At 39.6% G+C, this 17,503-nt stretch carries 16 protein-coding genes and 2 pseudogenes; 11 read left to right on the top strand and 7 right to left on the bottom strand.

The annotated features are described in order from the left end of the window. Positions 1-5 precede the first annotated feature (5 nt). A complete protein-coding gene (gene hlyD, locus H1X92_RS14555) occupies positions 6-1,001 on the bottom strand; it encodes a secretion protein HlyD (RefSeq protein WP_180560818.1) in 996 nt (331 codons plus the stop codon). A gap of 248 nt (positions 1,002-1,249) precedes the next feature. Here hlyD and rhlE point away from each other — a divergent pair, with 248 nt between their 5' ends. From rhlE to H1X92_RS14540, 3 genes are all read left to right on the top strand, one after another. After that, a complete protein-coding gene (rhlE, locus tag H1X92_RS14550; protein ID WP_180560817.1) occupies positions 1,250-2,554 on the top strand; it encodes an ATP-dependent RNA helicase RhlE in 1,305 nt (434 codons plus the stop codon). Continuing rightward, positions 2,555-3,496 (top strand): tRNA dihydrouridine(16) synthase DusC, encoded by a 942-nt coding sequence (dusC, locus tag H1X92_RS14545; RefSeq protein WP_180560816.1) that lies wholly within the window; start codon positions 2,555-2,557, stop codon positions 3,494-3,496. Positions 3,497-3,716: 220 nt separating this feature from the next. After that, the gene (locus H1X92_RS14540; protein WP_026822154.1) at positions 3,717-3,968 is read left to right on the top strand and encodes a GlsB/YeaQ/YmgE family stress response membrane protein; all 252 of its coding nucleotides are present in this window, start codon (positions 3,717-3,719) and stop codon (positions 3,966-3,968) included. A gap of 70 nt (positions 3,969-4,038) precedes the next feature. Here the strand turns inward: H1X92_RS14540 and sseA are convergent, their stop codons facing one another. Beyond that, positions 4,039-4,881, bottom strand: coding sequence for a 3-mercaptopyruvate sulfurtransferase (gene sseA / locus H1X92_RS14535; protein ID WP_180560815.1), 843 nt, complete (start codon positions 4,879-4,881; stop codon positions 4,039-4,041). 184 nt (positions 4,882-5,065) lie between these two features. Here sseA and dinG point away from each other — a divergent pair. Beyond that, positions 5,066-7,170 (top strand): annotated as a pseudogene (gene dinG / locus H1X92_RS14530) (ATP-dependent DNA helicase DinG). A gap of 57 nt (positions 7,171-7,227) precedes the next feature. On the opposite strand, the gene H1X92_RS14525 reads toward dinG, so the two are convergent. The 3 genes from H1X92_RS14525 to rhtA form a co-directional block, all read right to left on the bottom strand. Next, on the bottom strand, positions 7,228-7,449 hold the full coding sequence (locus H1X92_RS14525; RefSeq protein ID WP_026822158.1) for an alkylphosphonate utilization protein: 222 nt from the start codon (positions 7,447-7,449) through the stop codon (positions 7,228-7,230). A gap of 147 nt (positions 7,450-7,596) precedes the next feature. Next, positions 7,597-8,103 carry a DNA starvation/stationary phase protection protein Dps gene (gene dps, locus H1X92_RS14520; RefSeq protein WP_180560814.1) on the bottom strand — a complete coding sequence of 169 codons (507 nt, stop codon included), beginning with the start codon at positions 8,101-8,103 and terminating at the stop codon, positions 7,597-7,599. 241 nt (positions 8,104-8,344) lie between these two features. After that, entirely contained in the window at positions 8,345-9,232 is an 888-nt protein-coding gene (gene rhtA, locus H1X92_RS14515; RefSeq protein WP_180560813.1) for a threonine/homoserine exporter RhtA, read from the bottom strand. A gap of 274 nt (positions 9,233-9,506) precedes the next feature. On the opposite strand from rhtA, the gene H1X92_RS14510 reads away from it, so the two are divergent. Beyond that, on the top strand, positions 9,507-10,088 hold the full coding sequence (locus tag H1X92_RS14510; RefSeq protein ID WP_180560812.1) for a TIGR00730 family Rossman fold protein: 582 nt from the start codon (positions 9,507-9,509) through the stop codon (positions 10,086-10,088). Between the two features lie 88 nt (positions 10,089-10,176). Here H1X92_RS14510 and moeB read toward each other — a convergent pair whose 3' ends face one another. Together moeB and moeA are read right to left on the bottom strand one after the other, a co-directional pair. Then, complete coding sequence (gene moeB, locus H1X92_RS14505) at positions 10,177-10,938, bottom strand: molybdopterin-synthase adenylyltransferase MoeB (protein WP_180560811.1); 762 nt, start codon at positions 10,936-10,938, stop codon at positions 10,177-10,179. A gap of 2 nt (positions 10,939-10,940) precedes the next feature. Next, positions 10,941-12,182 (bottom strand): molybdopterin molybdotransferase MoeA, encoded by a 1,242-nt coding sequence (gene moeA / locus H1X92_RS14500; protein ID WP_180560810.1) that lies wholly within the window; start codon positions 12,180-12,182, stop codon positions 10,941-10,943. Between the two features lie 242 nt (positions 12,183-12,424). Between moeA and H1X92_RS14495 the strand changes: the two genes are divergently transcribed. From H1X92_RS14495 to H1X92_RS15960, 6 genes and pseudogenes are all read left to right on the top strand, one after another. Continuing rightward, entirely contained in the window at positions 12,425-12,790 is a 366-nt protein-coding gene (locus tag H1X92_RS14495; protein ID WP_180560809.1) for a copper resistance protein, read from the top strand. A gap of 48 nt (positions 12,791-12,838) precedes the next feature. Further along, positions 12,839-14,861, top strand: a pseudogene (locus H1X92_RS14490) (protein-disulfide reductase DsbD family protein). Then, on the top strand, positions 14,858-15,580 hold the full coding sequence (locus H1X92_RS14485) for a DsbA family protein (protein ID WP_180560808.1): 723 nt from the start codon (positions 14,858-14,860) through the stop codon (positions 15,578-15,580). The pseudogene H1X92_RS14490 and the gene H1X92_RS14485 overlap by 4 nt, the downstream one beginning before the upstream one ends. Continuing rightward, positions 15,577-16,086, top strand: a complete 510-nt coding sequence (locus tag H1X92_RS14480; RefSeq protein ID WP_180560807.1) for a protein disulfide oxidoreductase — start codon at positions 15,577-15,579, stop codon at positions 16,084-16,086. Before H1X92_RS14485 ends, H1X92_RS14480 begins: the two co-directional genes overlap by 4 nt. 448 nt (positions 16,087-16,534) lie before the next feature. Then, positions 16,535-17,203 carry a GTP cyclohydrolase I FolE gene (gene folE / locus H1X92_RS14475; RefSeq protein ID WP_180560806.1) on the top strand — a complete coding sequence of 223 codons (669 nt, stop codon included), beginning with the start codon at positions 16,535-16,537 and terminating at the stop codon, positions 17,201-17,203. A gap of 3 nt (positions 17,204-17,206) precedes the next feature. Then, positions 17,207-17,446, top strand: coding sequence for a hypothetical protein (locus H1X92_RS15960; RefSeq protein ID WP_233458171.1), 240 nt, complete (start codon positions 17,207-17,209; stop codon positions 17,444-17,446). Positions 17,447-17,503 lie beyond the last annotated feature (57 nt).

Below are 17,503 nucleotides of genomic sequence, written 5' to 3'. Positions count from 1 at the left end.
AAGCCTTACTGTTTTTTTGCTGCAAAATGAAGTGTCACCGGCATGCCTTGGCGCAACATATCGTCAGCATCATTGACAATAACCCGAATACGATATACTAAATCAGTACGTAAATCGGTTGTTTGCACACTTTTTGGCGTAAACTCAGCAGTGGGTAAGATGAAACCGATAGTGCCATGGTAGGGTTGCTCTGGACGACTATCGGTATAGAGTAATATTTCTCGTCCGGGTATTGCTTCACCGAGATGTGGTTCACTGACATATGCTCTAACCCAGACAGGTTGAATCAACGAAACGGTAAAAACAGTGCTACCGGCAGTAAGAATAGTCCCTGGTTCAATAGCACGGGTTAAAATAGTACCTGGTGAGGGTGTGGTTAATATCGTATCTTCCAGATCAAGTTTTGCTTGTGCTAATGCGGCGACCGCCTGTTCCCATTCACCGCGAGCGGCGGCGATTTCTTCAGTTCGATAGCCAGTGGGGTATTGATTTAATTTATCCTTTGCTGCATTTAGCGCTGCAAGTGCTTGGTTGCGATTGTTTTTCGCATTTTCCAAATCATTGGCAGAAATTACCCGTTGCGTCCAAAGCCCTTGTTGGCGTTGGTAAAAACTATTTGCATATTTCCAGGCAGCTTGCCGTTGTGCCACTTCAGCTTCAACTTGGGCAATTTCTTGGCTACGATAACCACTTTCTAGCATATCTAATTTAGCTTTTGCGCTGGTTAGAATACCTGTCGCGCGTTTCAGGCTATTTTGATAAGGTGTTTTATCAAGTGAAGCTAAGATCTGACCGGGGCTAATTTTATCGCCTTCATCCACGTTCAGTGTTTGAAGTTTACCATTGACTCTAAAGCTTAAATTAACCGTTCTAATATCAACGTTACCATACAAAATGAGCATCTTATTTTGCTGAGTTTGATAGTAGTAGTATCCAGCTACTATAATAGCGATAAATAGACACAGAATAGCAATAGCTAATAAGCGCAGATTTTTTTTCATAGCATCCTTAAAATAGTTCAATAAAATGGAATAAAATAAGGTTATGCATAATTAATTTTATCAGGTTAATTGTTATTTGATGAATTTATGTGAATTATTTTATTTAGTCATCATTAGTCGGTGATAGTGACAGCCACTAATCAGTTATTTTACTGTCATCAACCGCTATTTTTAATAGCTTATAGTGATGGTTCTTATATTCAGTTGACTGAAATTAAGTCAAATGAAATTTGGAGTATTTTATATTTATGTGTTTTAACTCATTGGGTTTATCTGACGAGATATTATCGGCGATTAAAGAGGTTGGCTATGAAAAGCCGACGTTAATTCAGCAACAGGCGATCCCAGCAATATTAGCTGGAAAAGATCTGTTGGCCAGTGCACAGACAGGAACCGGCAAAACGGCTGGATTTGTTTTACCTATATTACAACATCTTAATCAGACGCCTGTTATTGTAAAAGGCAGAAAACCCGTGCGGGCGTTGATTTTGGCTCCGACCCGTGAATTAGCCGCTCAGGTTGGACAAAATGTACGTGATTATAGCCAGTTTTTGCGGTTAAAATCGCTGGTGGTTTTTGGTGGTGTTAGCATTAATCCACAAATGATGAAATTACGGGGTGGTGTTGATATTTTAGTGGCAACACCCGGTCGATTACTCGATTTGGTGCAGCAAAATGCCGTTAGTCTAGCCAAGGTTGAGATTTTAGTATTGGATGAAGCCGATCGCATGTTAGATATGGGATTTATTCATGATATTCGACGAATACTAAATAAATTACCGCCAAAACGTCAAAATTTACTTTTTTCTGCCACTTTTTCTAATCAGATTAAACAATTGGCTAATAGTTTACTGCATAATCCGACCATATTGGAGGTGGCTCCGCGCAATTCCGCCTCACAGCAGGTTAAACAGCTTATACATTTAGTGGATAAGCGACGTAAAGCTGAATTGCTTTCTTATTTAATTGGTAGCGAAAACTGGCAGCAGGTATTAGTTTTTACCCGAACTAAATACGGAGCTAATCGTTTAACTGAACATCTGATTAAAGATGGAATTAAGGCGATGGCAATTCATGGCAACAAAAGTCAAGGTGCACGGACGCGGACTCTGGCAGATTTTAAATCAGGTGCGATTAGAGTGTTGGTAGCAACGGATATTGCTGCTAGGGGATTGGATATTGAACAGTTACCCTATGTGGTGAATTACGAATTACCCAATGTGGCAGAGGATTATGTGCATCGTATTGGACGTACTGGGCGCGCGGCAGCAACCGGTTTGGCGGTTTCACTAGTTGCTATTGATGAGCAAGGTTTATTAACCGCGATTGAGCGATTATTAAAACAGAGTATCCCGCGTATGGCACTGGCAGGTTATGAACCTGATCCAACTATTAAGCCAGAACCCATACCGCCAAAAAAAACGGCAAACAAAAAACATCGACGTCATTCGGTAGCAAAAGCTTCTCATACTAATGATAAACCAATAAAACAACGGACAACGAGTAACGTTGCTAGTAAAACTTTAGCACGAAAAAATCCAAGTAGAGGATAAATGCGAATATTACTCGCCCCGATGGAAGGGGTGCTCGATTCTTTAGTGCGTGAGTTATTAACAGAAGTTAACGAATATGATCTTTGCATAACGGAATTTTTGCGCGTGGTGGATAGTTTATTGCCAGCCAAAGCATTTTATCGGATTTGCCCTGAATTATATCAAGCCAGCAAAACCCTAGCAGGCACATTAGTGCGTATTCAATTATTGGGTCAGCATCCGCAATGGTTAGCGGAAAATGCAGCTCGAGCTGTTGAATTAGGTTCTTGGGGGGTGGATTTTAATTGTGGCTGTCCATCGCCGACCGTCAATGGCCATGGTGGTGGGGCGACACTATTAAAGGATCCTGAACGGATATATCAGGCGGCTAAGGCAATTCGGGCGGCGGTAGCTGCTGATTTACCGACCTCAGTAAAAGTCAGATTAGGTTGGAATGATCGTAGCCTGGCGTTTGAAATTGCTGATGCCGTGCAACAGGCTGGCGCAACAGAAATTATTATTCATGGTCGAACTAAGGCCGAGGGGTATCGGGCAGAAAAAATTGATTGGCTAACCATCGGCCAAATACGGCAAAAATTAACGATACCAGTTATTGCCAACGGCGAAATTTGGGATTGGTCTAGTGCAAATGAGTGCCGGACTATAACCGGCTGTGACGCGCTGATGATTGGCCGCGGTGGATTACATGTTCCCAACCTAGCTCAGGTGATCAAATATCAAACTGAACCTATGGCTTGGTCGCAGGTTATGCAACTTTTATTCAAATATATTCAGTTGGAAAAACAAGGTGATACGGGTCAATATCACGCAGCGCGTATTAAACAGTGGCTAGGTTATTTGCGCAAAAAGTATGTTGAAGCGGCTGAATTATTTAATCAGATCCGAGTAGTGAAAAAATCGGCCGATATTGCTAGTATAATTGAACGTCATACTTTTTGTTGACTTGCTACAACATATTTTAAAAAAAGTATTAAATACAACATATTATAAAGTCCCTAACCAACTAAGATAAAATGATTATCACAAATATTTTATAAAAAATAGCTTATCTATTTGCATTTCTGGCGGTTAGGTTCTTTACTAAAAAGTGTTCATATATTTGAAATGTTAGCAAGTTAGTTTTTTAACTTATTTAATATGTTGGATATTTCGGAGGGTGTGTATGGGTATTTTGTCCTGGGTTATTTTTGGTTTGATCGCTGGTATTATTGCTAAGTGGGTCATGCCAGGTGCTTACAATATGGGGATTATCATGACCATTATCCTCGGTATTGTCGGTGCAGTGGTCGGCGGATATATTAGTACCTTCTTTGGTAAAGGCAAAGTGGACGGCTTTAATTTAAGCAGTTTTATTGTTGCGGTAATTGGCGCTATCGTCGTTCTTTTTATTGCCGGAATGGTCGGTCGCCCATAGCCCACTTATCTAAAGATAATAAGCATTTCTCATATAAAAACATAACTACTAAGGTAGTTATGTTTTTATTTTAGTGAGTTTCAATCGGTAAGCCATTATCTTGGCCCCATTCAGCCCAAGAGCCGTCGTAAAGTTTGACATTTTTATTACCTAACAGTATTAAAGCAAGTAATACCACAGCGGCAGTCATACCGGAACCACAGCTAATTACTGTCGGCAGCGTAATGTCAACCTGTTGGTTGGCAAAAATAGTTTTTAACTCTTCAGGTGATTTATAACAACCTTCATTGACTAACCAATTCCAAGGAACATTTTTACTGCCTGGCAAATGTCCCATCCGCAATCCTGGTCGTGGCTCTGGTTGCTGTGCATTAAAACGGGCAGTCGGTCGTGCATCGATAAATTGAATATTAGGTTGTTGAAGAAGGGCGATGACTTGCTGTTGTGATACAGCTTCATCTGGTATACATTTAGCGGTGAAATGTTGTCTCTGTCGCATCGCAGGCATGCCGGAGTCTAGCAAATAGCCAGCTTTTTTCCATCCATGTAGCCCACCGGCTAAAATTTTGACATTATTACAGCCTAATGTTTTAAAGGTCCACCATGCGCGTGGTGCAGAAAATAGTGCGCCTTGATCATAAATAACCACTTGATGATGATTGCTAATACCTAATTGCTCAACGGCATGAGTAAAAGTTATCTCATTCGGCAGCATATGTGGCAGATTGCTACTTTGATCAGCCACACTATCTAAATTAAAAAATTGTGCACCAGGAATATGTTCTTGATAATAGCGTTGTTGATAATCAGTTGGGTCGGTAGGTGGTGGCGCAGAAGCATCAACTAGAATAATATTTTTATTAGTTAAATGTTGATGAAGCCATTGTGGGCTAACAAAAAATGCTTCGTACATAATACCCTTCTATTATAAACAATAACTTATGATAGCGAGTGAACTAAAAATAGTATATCGATTTTCTGTCAGAAATTAAATGTGGATTAAATTTTTATTCTATTGATTAAACACTATGATAAATTAAATATTTTATCGTTTTATACTCATCAAACTAACGGAGAATATTTTATATAAGATTTCTATGGCGCTAACTAATGCAATTAAAAATCAGATAAGCCTTTGGTATAAATCGCTATCGACATCGATTGAAGGTTTTGTGCCACGTATTGCGCAGCGACAAATGATCGCCGAAGTTGCTAAGACATTATCCGGTGAACAAGGCCGACATTTGGTTATTGAAGCACCAACCGGAGTAGGTAAAACACTATCTTATTTAATTGCCGGTATTGCGATTAGCCGGGCAGAAAGCAAGCCTTTAGTCATTAGTACGGCAAATATTGCTTTGCAAGATCAAATATTGCATAAAGATCTGCTTTGTTAGCTAAAGTTATTCCCGAGCTACGATTTATTGCTATTTTTGGCCGCAGACGTTATCTGTGCCCACGCAATCTGGCCGCTATCTGTGCAGTGGATGAGCAGCAGCTTGACTTAATGTATTTAGTGCAACAGGAGATGGCGGTAACGAGTGAACAAGAGCGAACTGTTTGCCAACAGTTACATGCTGATTTTATGGCCGGTCTCTGGGATGGGGTTAGAGATCATTATAAAACAGCGTTAGATGACAGTTTATGGAAAAAAATTAGTACCGACAAAGTCGGATGTTTAGCCAGAAATTGTCAGTTTTACCATGGCTGTCCATTTTTTTTGGCGAGATGGAAAATTGAGCAAGTTGATGTCATTGTTACCAATCATGCGTTGGTGATGGCGGCGATGGAGAGTGGCTCGGTGTTACCTGAGGCTAAAAAGATGTTGTTATTCCTTGATGAAGGGCATCATATCGCTGATGTGGCACGCGATAGCTTAGAAGTTGAAGCAAATATTACTTTATCGCATCTGATAGCGCAGCTAGATCATTTTGTGCGTCATGTGGAGCACTATTTGAGCCAATACCGCCCAGATAAGCCGCCAAAACTGGCTAAAACAAACCATTTAACCCAACACAGACAAAAATTAATTGATTACTTCAGCCAGGTTATGGCAATCACTCAGCGTTTATTACCAGACAAAAGTCAGGAGCCCATTTATTTATTTAAATTAGGCCAATTACCGCCGGAATTATATATTTGTTGCCAACAGCTTTTACAGCTTAGTCAGGATTTGGTGGTACTTACTGAAAAAATAGTCGATCACCTATCTGAACAGAGTGGTAAACATGATGCTGCTAGTTTGCATAGTAGTTTGCTAATTAGCAGTAAGATGCTCAGTTACTGGCAAAATATGGTTAAACTTTGGCGTTTAGCAAGTTGTGAAACATCCTCAAATGCGCCGGTATCCAAATGGTTAAGCTGTCATTATGATAAAAATCAGTTACATTACTATTTTCATTGTGCTGGTATACGGGTTAGTGAACAATTAGATCAGTTGTTATGGCAAAATATTCCTCATATCATTGTGACGTCAGCCACTTTACGCTCGTTAGATAGTTATAGCCGTTTCACGGAACTGACAAGATTAAATCAGGCGGACGATGATCGCTTTATTAGCTTAGATGCCTCTTTTGATCATGTTAAACAGGGGCGATTAGTGATCCCTAAAATGTCATTTGAACCAACGCTGCAAAATGAAACTTTACATATAGCGGAAATGGCTGCTTATTTTAAACAGCAACTCCAGTTTGGAAAACATCGTGGCATCCTATTTTTGTTTAGTAGTCAACGTGCAATGGCAGGCTTTTTGCAACAGGTTAGCGAATTACGCGGGCAATTGTTGGTTCAGGGAGATAAACCGCGTTATCGGTTGGTAGAAAGCCATTGTCAACGTATTGATCAAGGACACACTAGCGTATTAGTTGGACTACAATCCTTTGCTGAAGGATTGGATCTGAAAGGCGATTATTTATCGCAGGTACATATTCAAAAAATCTCTTTTCCCCCGATCACAAACCCGATCATTATTACAGAAAATGAATGGTTGAAAACCTTAAACCTTTATCCATTTGAAGTACAAAGTTTGCCAAGTGCCTCGTTCACACTAATTCAGCAAGTTGGTCGCTTGATCCGTAGTCATGATTGTTATGGTGAAATTGTTATCTATGATAAGCGACTAAGAACCAAACCGTATGGAGCTCGGTTATTAGCTTCATTACCGGTATTTCCGATTGTTGAACCGGAAATACCAATACATTAACGAAGAGAGCGAAGTAACCAGCATTTTTGTCTGTTACTTATTACTCCTGGATTGAAATTAGTTAATTTTTTTCAGAAAGCAGGTTTTTAGCACTAAGCCTTTAATACCTTCAGCATTACACTCAATTTCATCTTTATTTTGCGTTAGGCGAATGTTTTTTATTGCCGTGCCTCGTTTTAAGGTTTTTGATGTTCCTTTAACTTTAAGATCTTTTGTAACTTGCACACTATCCCCATCGCTTAAGTGTGCCCCATTAGCGTCTTTAACGACAATATCCATAAAAATCCTTATTGATTGCTTACTATGCTGACAATTATAGTAAAATAATTAATTGATATTAAGGGGATAACAAAAATAAAAAAACCACACTCCTGTGTGGCTAAATGACGACATTTTATTTTTATATAGTTATCAATTATGCATTGGTTACTTTTCAATATTTGCTTCGATAAACCAGAGATATTTTTCCAGATCACGAGAAGCTGCGGTGAGAATATCTTCAGCATCTACTTCACCTACATCATCAATCGCTTTACGAACATTATTGGCAACCACCGCAGCGCGATCGGCCAAGGCTTTCAAATGATCTTGTACATCGTGAATATTGGTTGGATAGGCTTTAAGTGGGGTATGGTCATGCACATACTCTATTGTGCCCATCGCCGTACCGCCCATTTGTACCACACGTTCTGCCAATTCATCTTGGTGCTCCAAAATAGAGGAATTAAATTCATCTAGTAATTCATGAACGGCAATAAAATTTCTGCCCCGCAGATTCCAATGCGCTTGCTTGGTCATTAATGAAAGATTAATAAGTTGGGCAACTAGCGGATTTAAAACAGAAATAACGTGTTTTTTAGTACTATCACTAATATTATTCCGGGTATAGAGTAAATCAATTTTTGGTACTTTAACTAATTTAGCTGTGCTCATTATTACGCTCCCGTTATATCAAATAATGTATTAATACTTTATATCTAAAAAATAGCTTATTATCGATCAATAGTCTTATCATTTGATCCTATTAAATTGATAGGTAATATTGATGTAAGCGTTATTTTATTACTTACAATTATAAATATGGTGATAAAAAATAGGAATGCAAGCCAAATTAGCAACAAGTTACAGTGTGAATTTAGGTTTGAATACACACTGTTTGAGTGCTAAGAACGACTTAATTGATTTCGACCGTTTCGGTTTTGCTTTTCATAGTTGATGTTGAACCAATTGATGCGCCAATGATACATAATAGCGCAAACCACTGGGTTAAAGTTAAGTGTTCATTAAGAAATATCATGCCCATAAAAGCCCCCATTGCTGGTTCCAGACTCATTAAGGTACCAAAGGTTTTCGCTGGCATGCGTGTCAGGGCAAACATTTCAAGTGTGTAGGGGAAGGCCGTTGACAAGATAGCAACTGCCAGTGCAATGGGTAGGATAGAGAGATCAAATAGAGGTTCGATGCCAACGGTGAGAAGGCCGACTGGAAAAAAAATCAATGTCGAGATAAACGAACCTAAAGCCACGGTTGCTGAGCCATAACCCGCCCCCGCGCGCTGACCAAAGATGATATACATTCCCCAACAAATACCGGCAGCTAAAGCATAAACAATACCGACAGGATCTAAACTATTAATACTGTTTCCGATAGGTAGTAGAAAAGCTAGTCCAACAATAACCATTAATATCCAAACAAAATCAATCGCTCGGCGAGATGAGAACATTGCTACGGCTAAAGGACCGGTGAACTCTAATGCAACGGCAATCCCCAACGGGATCCTTTCTAGCGATAGATAAAACAGCGAATTCATTGACCCTAAGGAGATACCATAAATAAGTAAATGTTTTAGTGAATGGCCGCGTAACTTTTTGCGCCAGGGCTTAAAAATTATAAAAAGAATAATTGTTGCCAAAAAGAGTCTTAAAGCCGTTACGCCAAGTGCACCGATAGTTGGAAATAAACTTTTTGCTAATGAAGCACCACTTTGTATTGAGAGCATTGCAAAGAGCAACAACAATACAGGCAACAGCGTTTTACGCTTTTGATTTAAGACAAATGACATTTGGAGGTAACCTCGATAAATATAGAACCAAATAAATGTTAGAAAATTAAATAATCAGTTAGTAACAGCAAGATTTACTTAATGTTATTGAGTAATTATTGCATAAAAGATAATTGAACAAGTATTATTTTCAGCGCCGATTGTAAATAAGATATTCACTATAATAAATGTTAATTTTAAAAAAGGAATCACATGAAAAATATTTATCGGTTTGTTAGATTTGATTAATGTCTGCTGGGGCTGGAACTAGCCAATTTAAGTTAAGGAGGATCATGTGGGAAAGATAAATAGTGTAACGGTATATTGCGGTTCTAGTGTAGGAGACAGTGATATTTATCAACAGCAGGCTATCGCGTTAGCAGCTGAGCTGGTTAACAGAAAAATAACGCTGGTTTATGGCGGTGGTCGTGTCGGTATTATGGGTATTTTGGCCAATTCGGTATTAGAACAAGGAGGTCAGGTTGTGGGCGTAATGCCTAAATTATTAGTCGAACGTGAGATTTCCCATACTGGGCTGACTAAAATCCATATTGTCGATACTATGCATCAACGTAAGCAAAAGATGATTGATTTGGCTGATGGATTTATTGCACTACCAGGGGGATTTGGTACGCTGGAGGAATTTAGTGAAGTGTTTACTTGGGGCCAAATTGGCTTACATAAAAAACCTTGTGGCTTATTAAATGTTAATAATTATTGGGCACCGTTAGTTGCTATGATAGAAAAAATGGCTGATGAAAAGTTTTTACAAGAAAAATATCGCCATATGGCGATTGTTGATGACAATCCGGCCAATTTGCTTAATCGTTTTTCGCACTACACGGCACCATCAGTCAAAACTTATGATAATCTATAGCTATGTTATGTTTCCATCACTTGGTTAGCATTAACAAAATAGATGGTACCAAAAGCGCTTTGTTGCTCTCATGGCGATAAATATTAGCCTATAATTGGTTTCTCTGACAGATTTCACAATTAGGATCAGGCATTAAATTGATCGTGTGGAACTCGGTTGACATGGCATCATAAAATAGCACTTTTCCGCTTATGATTTGACCATAGTTAGTGAGTAATTTTAGTGTTTCCATCGCTTGCAGGCTACCAATAATACCAACCAGTGGAGACATAACGCCGGTTTCGATGCAGGAGAGATTATTTTCACCAAATAAACGACTTAAACAGTGATAGCAGGGGGTATTATCTTGATAAGTTAATACCACCAGTTGTCCTTCCATGCGAATAGCTGCGCCGGATACTAATGGGCGTTTTAGTGTTAAACATAGGCGATTAAGTTGCTCGCGAATTGTGACATTATCCGTACAGTCAACAATCACATCTTGTCGCTTAATTAAATTATTAAGTTCATGTTCGGCTAGTTTTTTATTAACGGTAGAAATTTTTATGTATGGATTAATGTTAACTAATGTGGTTTTGGCCGAGTCAACCTTTGCGCTACCGATAGATTGCTCGTTATAGAGGATCTGCCGTTGCAGATTTGATAGGGAGACAGTATCAAAATCCAGCAGTGTTAACTGCCCCACACCTGCGGCAGCTAAATATTGAGCAGCGGCACAACCTAAACCACCCACTCCAACCAGCAATACTTTCGCTGCTTTTAATTTTTCTTGTCCGTCAAAATCGAAGTTTTGTAAAATAATTTGGCGATTATAACGCAGCATCTCTTGGTCAGATAATTCAATAGCCATGCTTATTCACTTATCAATAAATGATTAAAATACTCAATATCAACTAATTCACCTAAGTTAACCATGCCACGATTTTGCGCTAAAACGATAAAACAGTTACTTTGGTTAAAAGAACTCAAAATGTGTGACCCTTGTTGTGTCATCGGTGTTACTTCTAAATCTCCTTGAGAATTAACTTTGGCAATTCCGCGTTGGAACTCGAGGCGCCCAGGAGATGTTTTTATCGGGCTAGTGGCGCGTGCTTTCAAATAGGGGGTGCTTTGCCATTGACTAAAGGCACAGAGGTGATTAATAAAAGGTTGTACCAATTGATAAAACGTAACTATAGCGGAAACAGCATTACCGGGTAAGCCACAAAACCAGGCAGATTTTAGTTTACCGAAGGCAAATGGTTTACCAGGTTTTATTGCCAGTTGCCAGAAATTGATGCTGCCTATTTGATTAAGGATCTGCTTGGTATAATCGGCTTCACCCACTGACACTCCCCCGCTACTGATAACCAAATCGGCTTGTTGATCGGCTTGCTTAAACGCTTGATAGAGTTTGTCAGGATCATCAGCAATAATACCTAAATCAATCACGTGACAGTTCATTTTTTCCAACATTAAGCGTATTGCCAGTCGATTGGTATCATAGATTTGACCTGCGACCAGTGGCTGACCAATAGTTTGTAGTTCATCGCCGGTAGAGAAAATAGCCACTTTCAACTGGCGAAAAACTTCTATCTGACTTATTCCTAATGAGGCGATCAGGGATATTTGGGTGGCGGAAAGTTTTGTTCCTACTGGCAATACGGTATCACCTTGTCGAATATCTTCGCCGGCATAACGAATATTAATGCCTGGTTTTATTGGTTGTATAAAACTGATGGCATTATCAGCTAGGCGGGTGTTTTCTTGCATGATGACTGTATCAACTCCGGTGGGGATCGGCGCTCCGGTCATAATGCGGATACAAGTTTTCGCCGGCAGGGAACCGCGAAAAGGAGAACCAGCCAGTGCTTTACCGGCAATAACCAACGGTGTTGCATCATGCCAATCATTAAAGCGTATTGCATAACCATCCATAGCTGAGTTATCCAATGGCGGGACATTAATTGGTGATATAATTTCTGTAGCAGTAATACGATTAATCGATTCGGTTAATGAGATAATTTCTTTTTCTGCGATCGGGGTAGTTAGAGTCAATATATTATTTAATGCTTCCTTCAGCGATAATAATTCGCCGGTATACTCATGCTCCATATTTGGCTCCCAATAAGACTACCATTTTGACTGATATTGGCATAATTTTGCCAAATATTTTTAGCGTATTATGCCAATAATCTCGCTTATTGACAAAGTAGATAACTTCTTTGTCGCCTATTTATGGATTAATTTAATTTAACTATCAAGGCTGATAAAATAATTACGTCTGTTTAGCTAGTCTAGGGTTGTACAATTTATTGTCAATGCTAGAATAAACATTCGTTTTTATCGAGGTTAGCATGAGAAAAATGCAGCAACTGTCAAAATGGTTTCTCGCCCTGGCATACCTAATAGTCATGATTTGTATGATTAGTCGTATTGCTATGGGGCAGTTGATATTTTCTCCGGTAACTAGCGTGCAGACCTCCGTATTTGCAGAGGATCATCAGGATGATATTGATAATTCGCTGACTCCTTGTGAGTTGAGTACTAAATCCTTAGTGAGTATCCCACCTGAGATCACAGAAGCGCTACTACTAATTTTTAGTGTGTTATTAGCGTTACTGGTATTTATCCCACGCTTTGCTGTACTACTCTCTTTTACTATTCCACTTTCATCTCCTCGACTTCGTATTCATTTACGACTCTGTAATTTCCGGGAATGAACACTGACAAGTTTATTACTTAGTCATTTTCATTTTTGGAGATAAAATATGCTAAATTTTTTTCGTAATAGCCTGCTGGCATTGCTTATGCTATGGTTGCCAGTTACTTTTGCAGCCGACACCGGTTGGCTTAAAAACTTACAAAATAGTCATGCTGAAGTTCGTTTACGCGCTGACAATAACGCAGCTGACGTTACGCGCCTTTTACTTGATATCCGTTTACAAGAGGGGTGGAAAACTTACTGGCGAACACCGGGAGAGGGGGGGATTGCGCCGAAAATCACCTGGCACGATAATTCAATTGCGGCAAAATGGTTTTGGCCAACCCCACAACGCTTTGATGTTTCTGGCATCAGTACTCAAGGCTATCATGAGGGTGTTAGCCTGCCGATCCAGTTAACAGCAAAACCTGACTCACTGCTAAGTGGTACCTTGACATTGTCAACCTGCAGCAACGTCTGTATTCTAACCGATTATCCTTTCACGTTAGATCTACAACAACCCACTGATGCAAACTTTGCCCATAATTACGCTGCAGCGATGGGTAAAATCCCACAAGAAAACGCATTACTAGCAAAGCTAACAGCAGGTTATCGCAGCGGTGTAGTGCAGGTACTGGCTGAACGGGTAGCTAGCTGGCAGGCACCAGCAGTTTTTGTCGATATGCCAGATGGAGCCAGCCTTGGTAAGCCAGTTTTGCAACTACAAGGACAACGTTTGCAGATCACTTTACCTGCGACTGATGAGTGGGGCGATGGTGCACCAGATTTGACCGGTAAAACATTGTCGTTAGTGATAGAGGATGAAGGCATTGCTCAGCAAAGCACGGTAACCATTGGCGCGCCACTAGCCTCTGAACACTTACAAATGCCACTTTGGCAGATTGTGTTATTCGCCATCGCAGGCGGTTTGATCCTTAATTTTATGCCATGTGTTTTACCAGTGTTAGGTCTCAAGCTTAGCACTATTTTACAGCTGCAACAGCGTGATCGTCGCAGTGTAAGATTACAATTCTTGGCTTCAAGCGGCGGTATTATTATCTCTTTTATGGCGCTTGCGTTGTTGATGACGATTTTACGGCTAACCAATCAAGCAATAGGCTGGGGTATTCAGTTTCAGAATCCGTGGTTTATCGCTTTATTAGTGATAGTCACCCTGCTATTTAGTGCAAATCTCTTTGGACTGTTCTATTTCCGCTTACCCACTAATTTTAATACACGATTAGCAAACTTGCAGGCTGATGGGTTAGTGGGCCATTTCTTACACGGTGCATTTGCGACGCTACTAGCAACACCGTGTTCGGCTCCTTTTCTTGGTACTGCAGTTGCTATTGCACTGGCAGCACCATTACCGCAATTATGGGGACTATTTATCGCAATGAGCATTGGTATGAGTTTACCTTGGTTATTAATTGCCGTGAGACCTACGCTAGCTTTCCGGCTACCTCGACCTGGCCGTTGGATGAATAAATTGCGTCTAGGGGCTGGCTGCTATGATGCTGGCATCCTGTCTCTGGTTACTTAGTTTGCTCACTGCATTTATCGGTACAAGTTGGACATTGTTTTTGGGCTTTTTAATACTAGCGGCTTTATTGTTCAGTTGTGCACGTCATTATTCATTACGTTGGGCAATCACTGTGTGTGGAAGTGCTGCGCTCGCTATTGGGTTAGTTATGCTTACTTTACACTACAGCAAGCAATCACTGAAAGATGAGATCCGCTGGCAACCATTAACCGAAGCAGCAATTAACCAGGCACTAGCGGCGAATAAACGGGTATTCATCGATGTAACTGCTGACTGGTGCGTTACTTGTAAAGCTAACAAATTTAATGTTTTGCTAGGTAGCGATGTGCAAAAAGCTCTACAGGCTGAAGATGTGGTCGCATTGCGTGGTGACTGGACTCAGCCATCAGCCGCCATTAATCAATTTTTACAAAAACGCGGTATGCTGGCGGTTCCCTACAACCAGATTTATGGCCCTGGATTGACGCAGGGGAAAATTCTATCGCCTTTGTTGAACAAAGATGACTTATTGCAAATTTTGCAGCAGGCAAAAGGAAATGTAAGATGAAAAAACTCATTTTGCTGCTATTACTAATGACGACGCCATCATTAGCTAATAATCACTTGTTTACATTAGAACAGAAAGCTTTTTTGCAAGAACAGATCCGCGAAACATTAGTTAATAATCCGGAAATACTGTTACAAGCGGCTAATGCTTATCGTGAACAGCGACAACAACAAAGACAGCAACAGTTGAAAAAAATAATTAAACAAAACCAAAATAGGCTATTTAACGATCCGAATAGCCCACGTCTTGGCGCCGCTGAGGCTAAATTAGTGATGGTTTATTTTACTGATTATAACTGTTCTTTTTGTAAACAATTTGATCCGTTACTGATAAAAATTGTCCAGTCTCAACCGCAAGTTGCTTTGATTATCAAACCACTACCGTTTCGAGCGCAAAGTTCAGTGACAGCTGCGCGCAGTGCGCTTTCCCTGTGGAAACAGGATAGGGAAAAGTTTTGGTTGTTACACCATCGTCTGATGGCCAAGAAAGGTTATCATGATAACGCCAGTATCAAAGCAGCAGAGCAAAAAATTGGTATTAATTTAATGCAGTTTGATAGCCAAACGCTGGATACCATTAACGACAATTTGGCTCTAGCACAACAGCTCGACGTGCAAGGTACGCCTGCTACATTGATTGGCTCTCAAGTGCTGAGTGGTGCGGTGAGTTATGAACAGTTGCAAGGGATAGTTAAAATAGAATTGGAAAAACTTAAATGACAAATAAATTTTATCGTTGGTTGCGTGAGGGGCTGTTTTTTTTGTTGATCCTAGTCATTTTTATTCTATTACTGGATAATTTCCGTGCTCCTCAAGCGCCCTATAATTTTGCTAGTGACACCGTAATAACGCTAGCGGAAAAACAAGTAACATTGGCAGAGTTAAGTGCCAAACAACCACTATTGCTCTATTTTTGGGCTAGCTGGTGTGGCATTTGTCGTTTTACTAGCCCAAAAATAGCGGACTATGCGGCTAACGGTGGTAATGTATTAACAGTCGCCTTTCGTTCAGTCGATGACGCTAAAGTACAGCACTATTTGAGGCAAAAGCACTTTATGATGCCAACTGTTAATGATCCAACCGGTGCCCATGCTGCTCAATGGCACATTAGTGTAACACCAACTTTTGTCATTATTTATAAAGGCAAAGTGGTTAGTACCACTACTGGCTGGAGTAGTTTAATTGGTTTGAAGTTTCGTCTTTGGTGGAGTAATTACATGAATTAAATAAATTGCTATCTAATGATGAAATCTATTTCAGTTAGCAAAATAATTGACTTAACAACTGTTGATTAACCAACAGTTGTTTAATTAACGCTATTTAAGTGAATAACAAATCAAATAAGTTAACGAAGACAATAACAGCTATTTTTGTCTGTTATATTACAGCAATAGATTTTTTTGGTTAAAACTCACATATGTTATAACAAAAAGTTAATCGTCGTTGAGTGGGTTTAAAATGAGGATATAGTTAGTAAATTGATTATTTAGAGTAAAATAAATAGATATTTTTATATAAATGGTTAGTAAAAAAAGATAAATAGTGACTCTGATATGAAAAATTAGCGCGATATAAAAAATATTTTGTTAGGATAGGTTATTGTCGAGGGATAATGGTATCCATTGGTTGAATATATAGTTGGTTAAATGTTGAATTTTATTGTTGGAGAAATGCATGTCATCGCTAAGTCAAGAAGCGCATCTTGTTCGTCAAGCACTTGAAGCTCGTGGTCTTGAAACTCCACTTTGTGGCCAATCTCTTTGTGCAAATGAGCGTAAACAACAGATTGAAGCGCATATGGGTGAAATTATGCGTTTACTTAATCTCGACCTTAGCGATGATAGCTTAGTAGAAACACCGAAGCGCGTTGCTAAAATGTATGTCGACGAAATTTTCTCCGGGCTTGATTATAATAACTTCCCTAAGATTACCTTGATCGAAAACAAAATGGATTTCGACGAAATGGTTACGGTTCGTGATATTACGTTAACCAGTGTTTGTGAGCATCATTTTGTTACCATCGATGGTAAGGCGACAGTGGCCTATATTCCCAAGGATAAGGTAGTTGGTTTATCTAAAATTAATCGCATTGTTCAATTCTTTTCTCACCGCCCACAAGTTCAGGAGCGTTTAACTCAACAAATTTTAATTGCGCTTCAAACTTTATTAGGCACAGCTAATGTTGCTGTTACAATCGATGCCGTTCATTATTGCGTTAAAGCTAGAGGCGTTCGTGATGTAAGCAGTAGCACAATGACAACCTCGCTAGGCGGTTTATTTAAATCTAGTCAAAATACCCGTCAGGAATTTTTACGTAACATTTCTCGCCTGCGTAACGGCTAATTAATGTTTGTTATTACAGCTAACTGGCAGCGGATTAAGCAAATTGATCTGCTGCGCGGAAGCGCTATTTTAGCTATTTTATTGATAAATATTTTTGGCTTTGCACTACCTCAATTAGCTTATGTGAATCCAGTTTATCTGCTGGCACGACGGCCGGCGATATTTGGTGCTGGGTGTATTTACATATATTTGTTCAGGGAAAATTTCTGGCAATTTTTAGTTTGTTATTTGGTGCAAGCTTAGAATTTTTGTCTAAACAGGGTTTATATTGGAATCAAATCCGGCTATTTGTGTTGGCTA

It is taken from the genome of Arsenophonus endosymbiont of Apis mellifera (assembly GCF_903968575.1).
GTDB classification, from domain to species: domain Bacteria; phylum Pseudomonadota; class Gammaproteobacteria; order Enterobacterales; family Enterobacteriaceae; genus Arsenophonus; species Arsenophonus apicola.
Note: the sequence above shows the minus strand (reverse complement) of the source record. Positions and strands in the feature narration are given on the sequence as shown.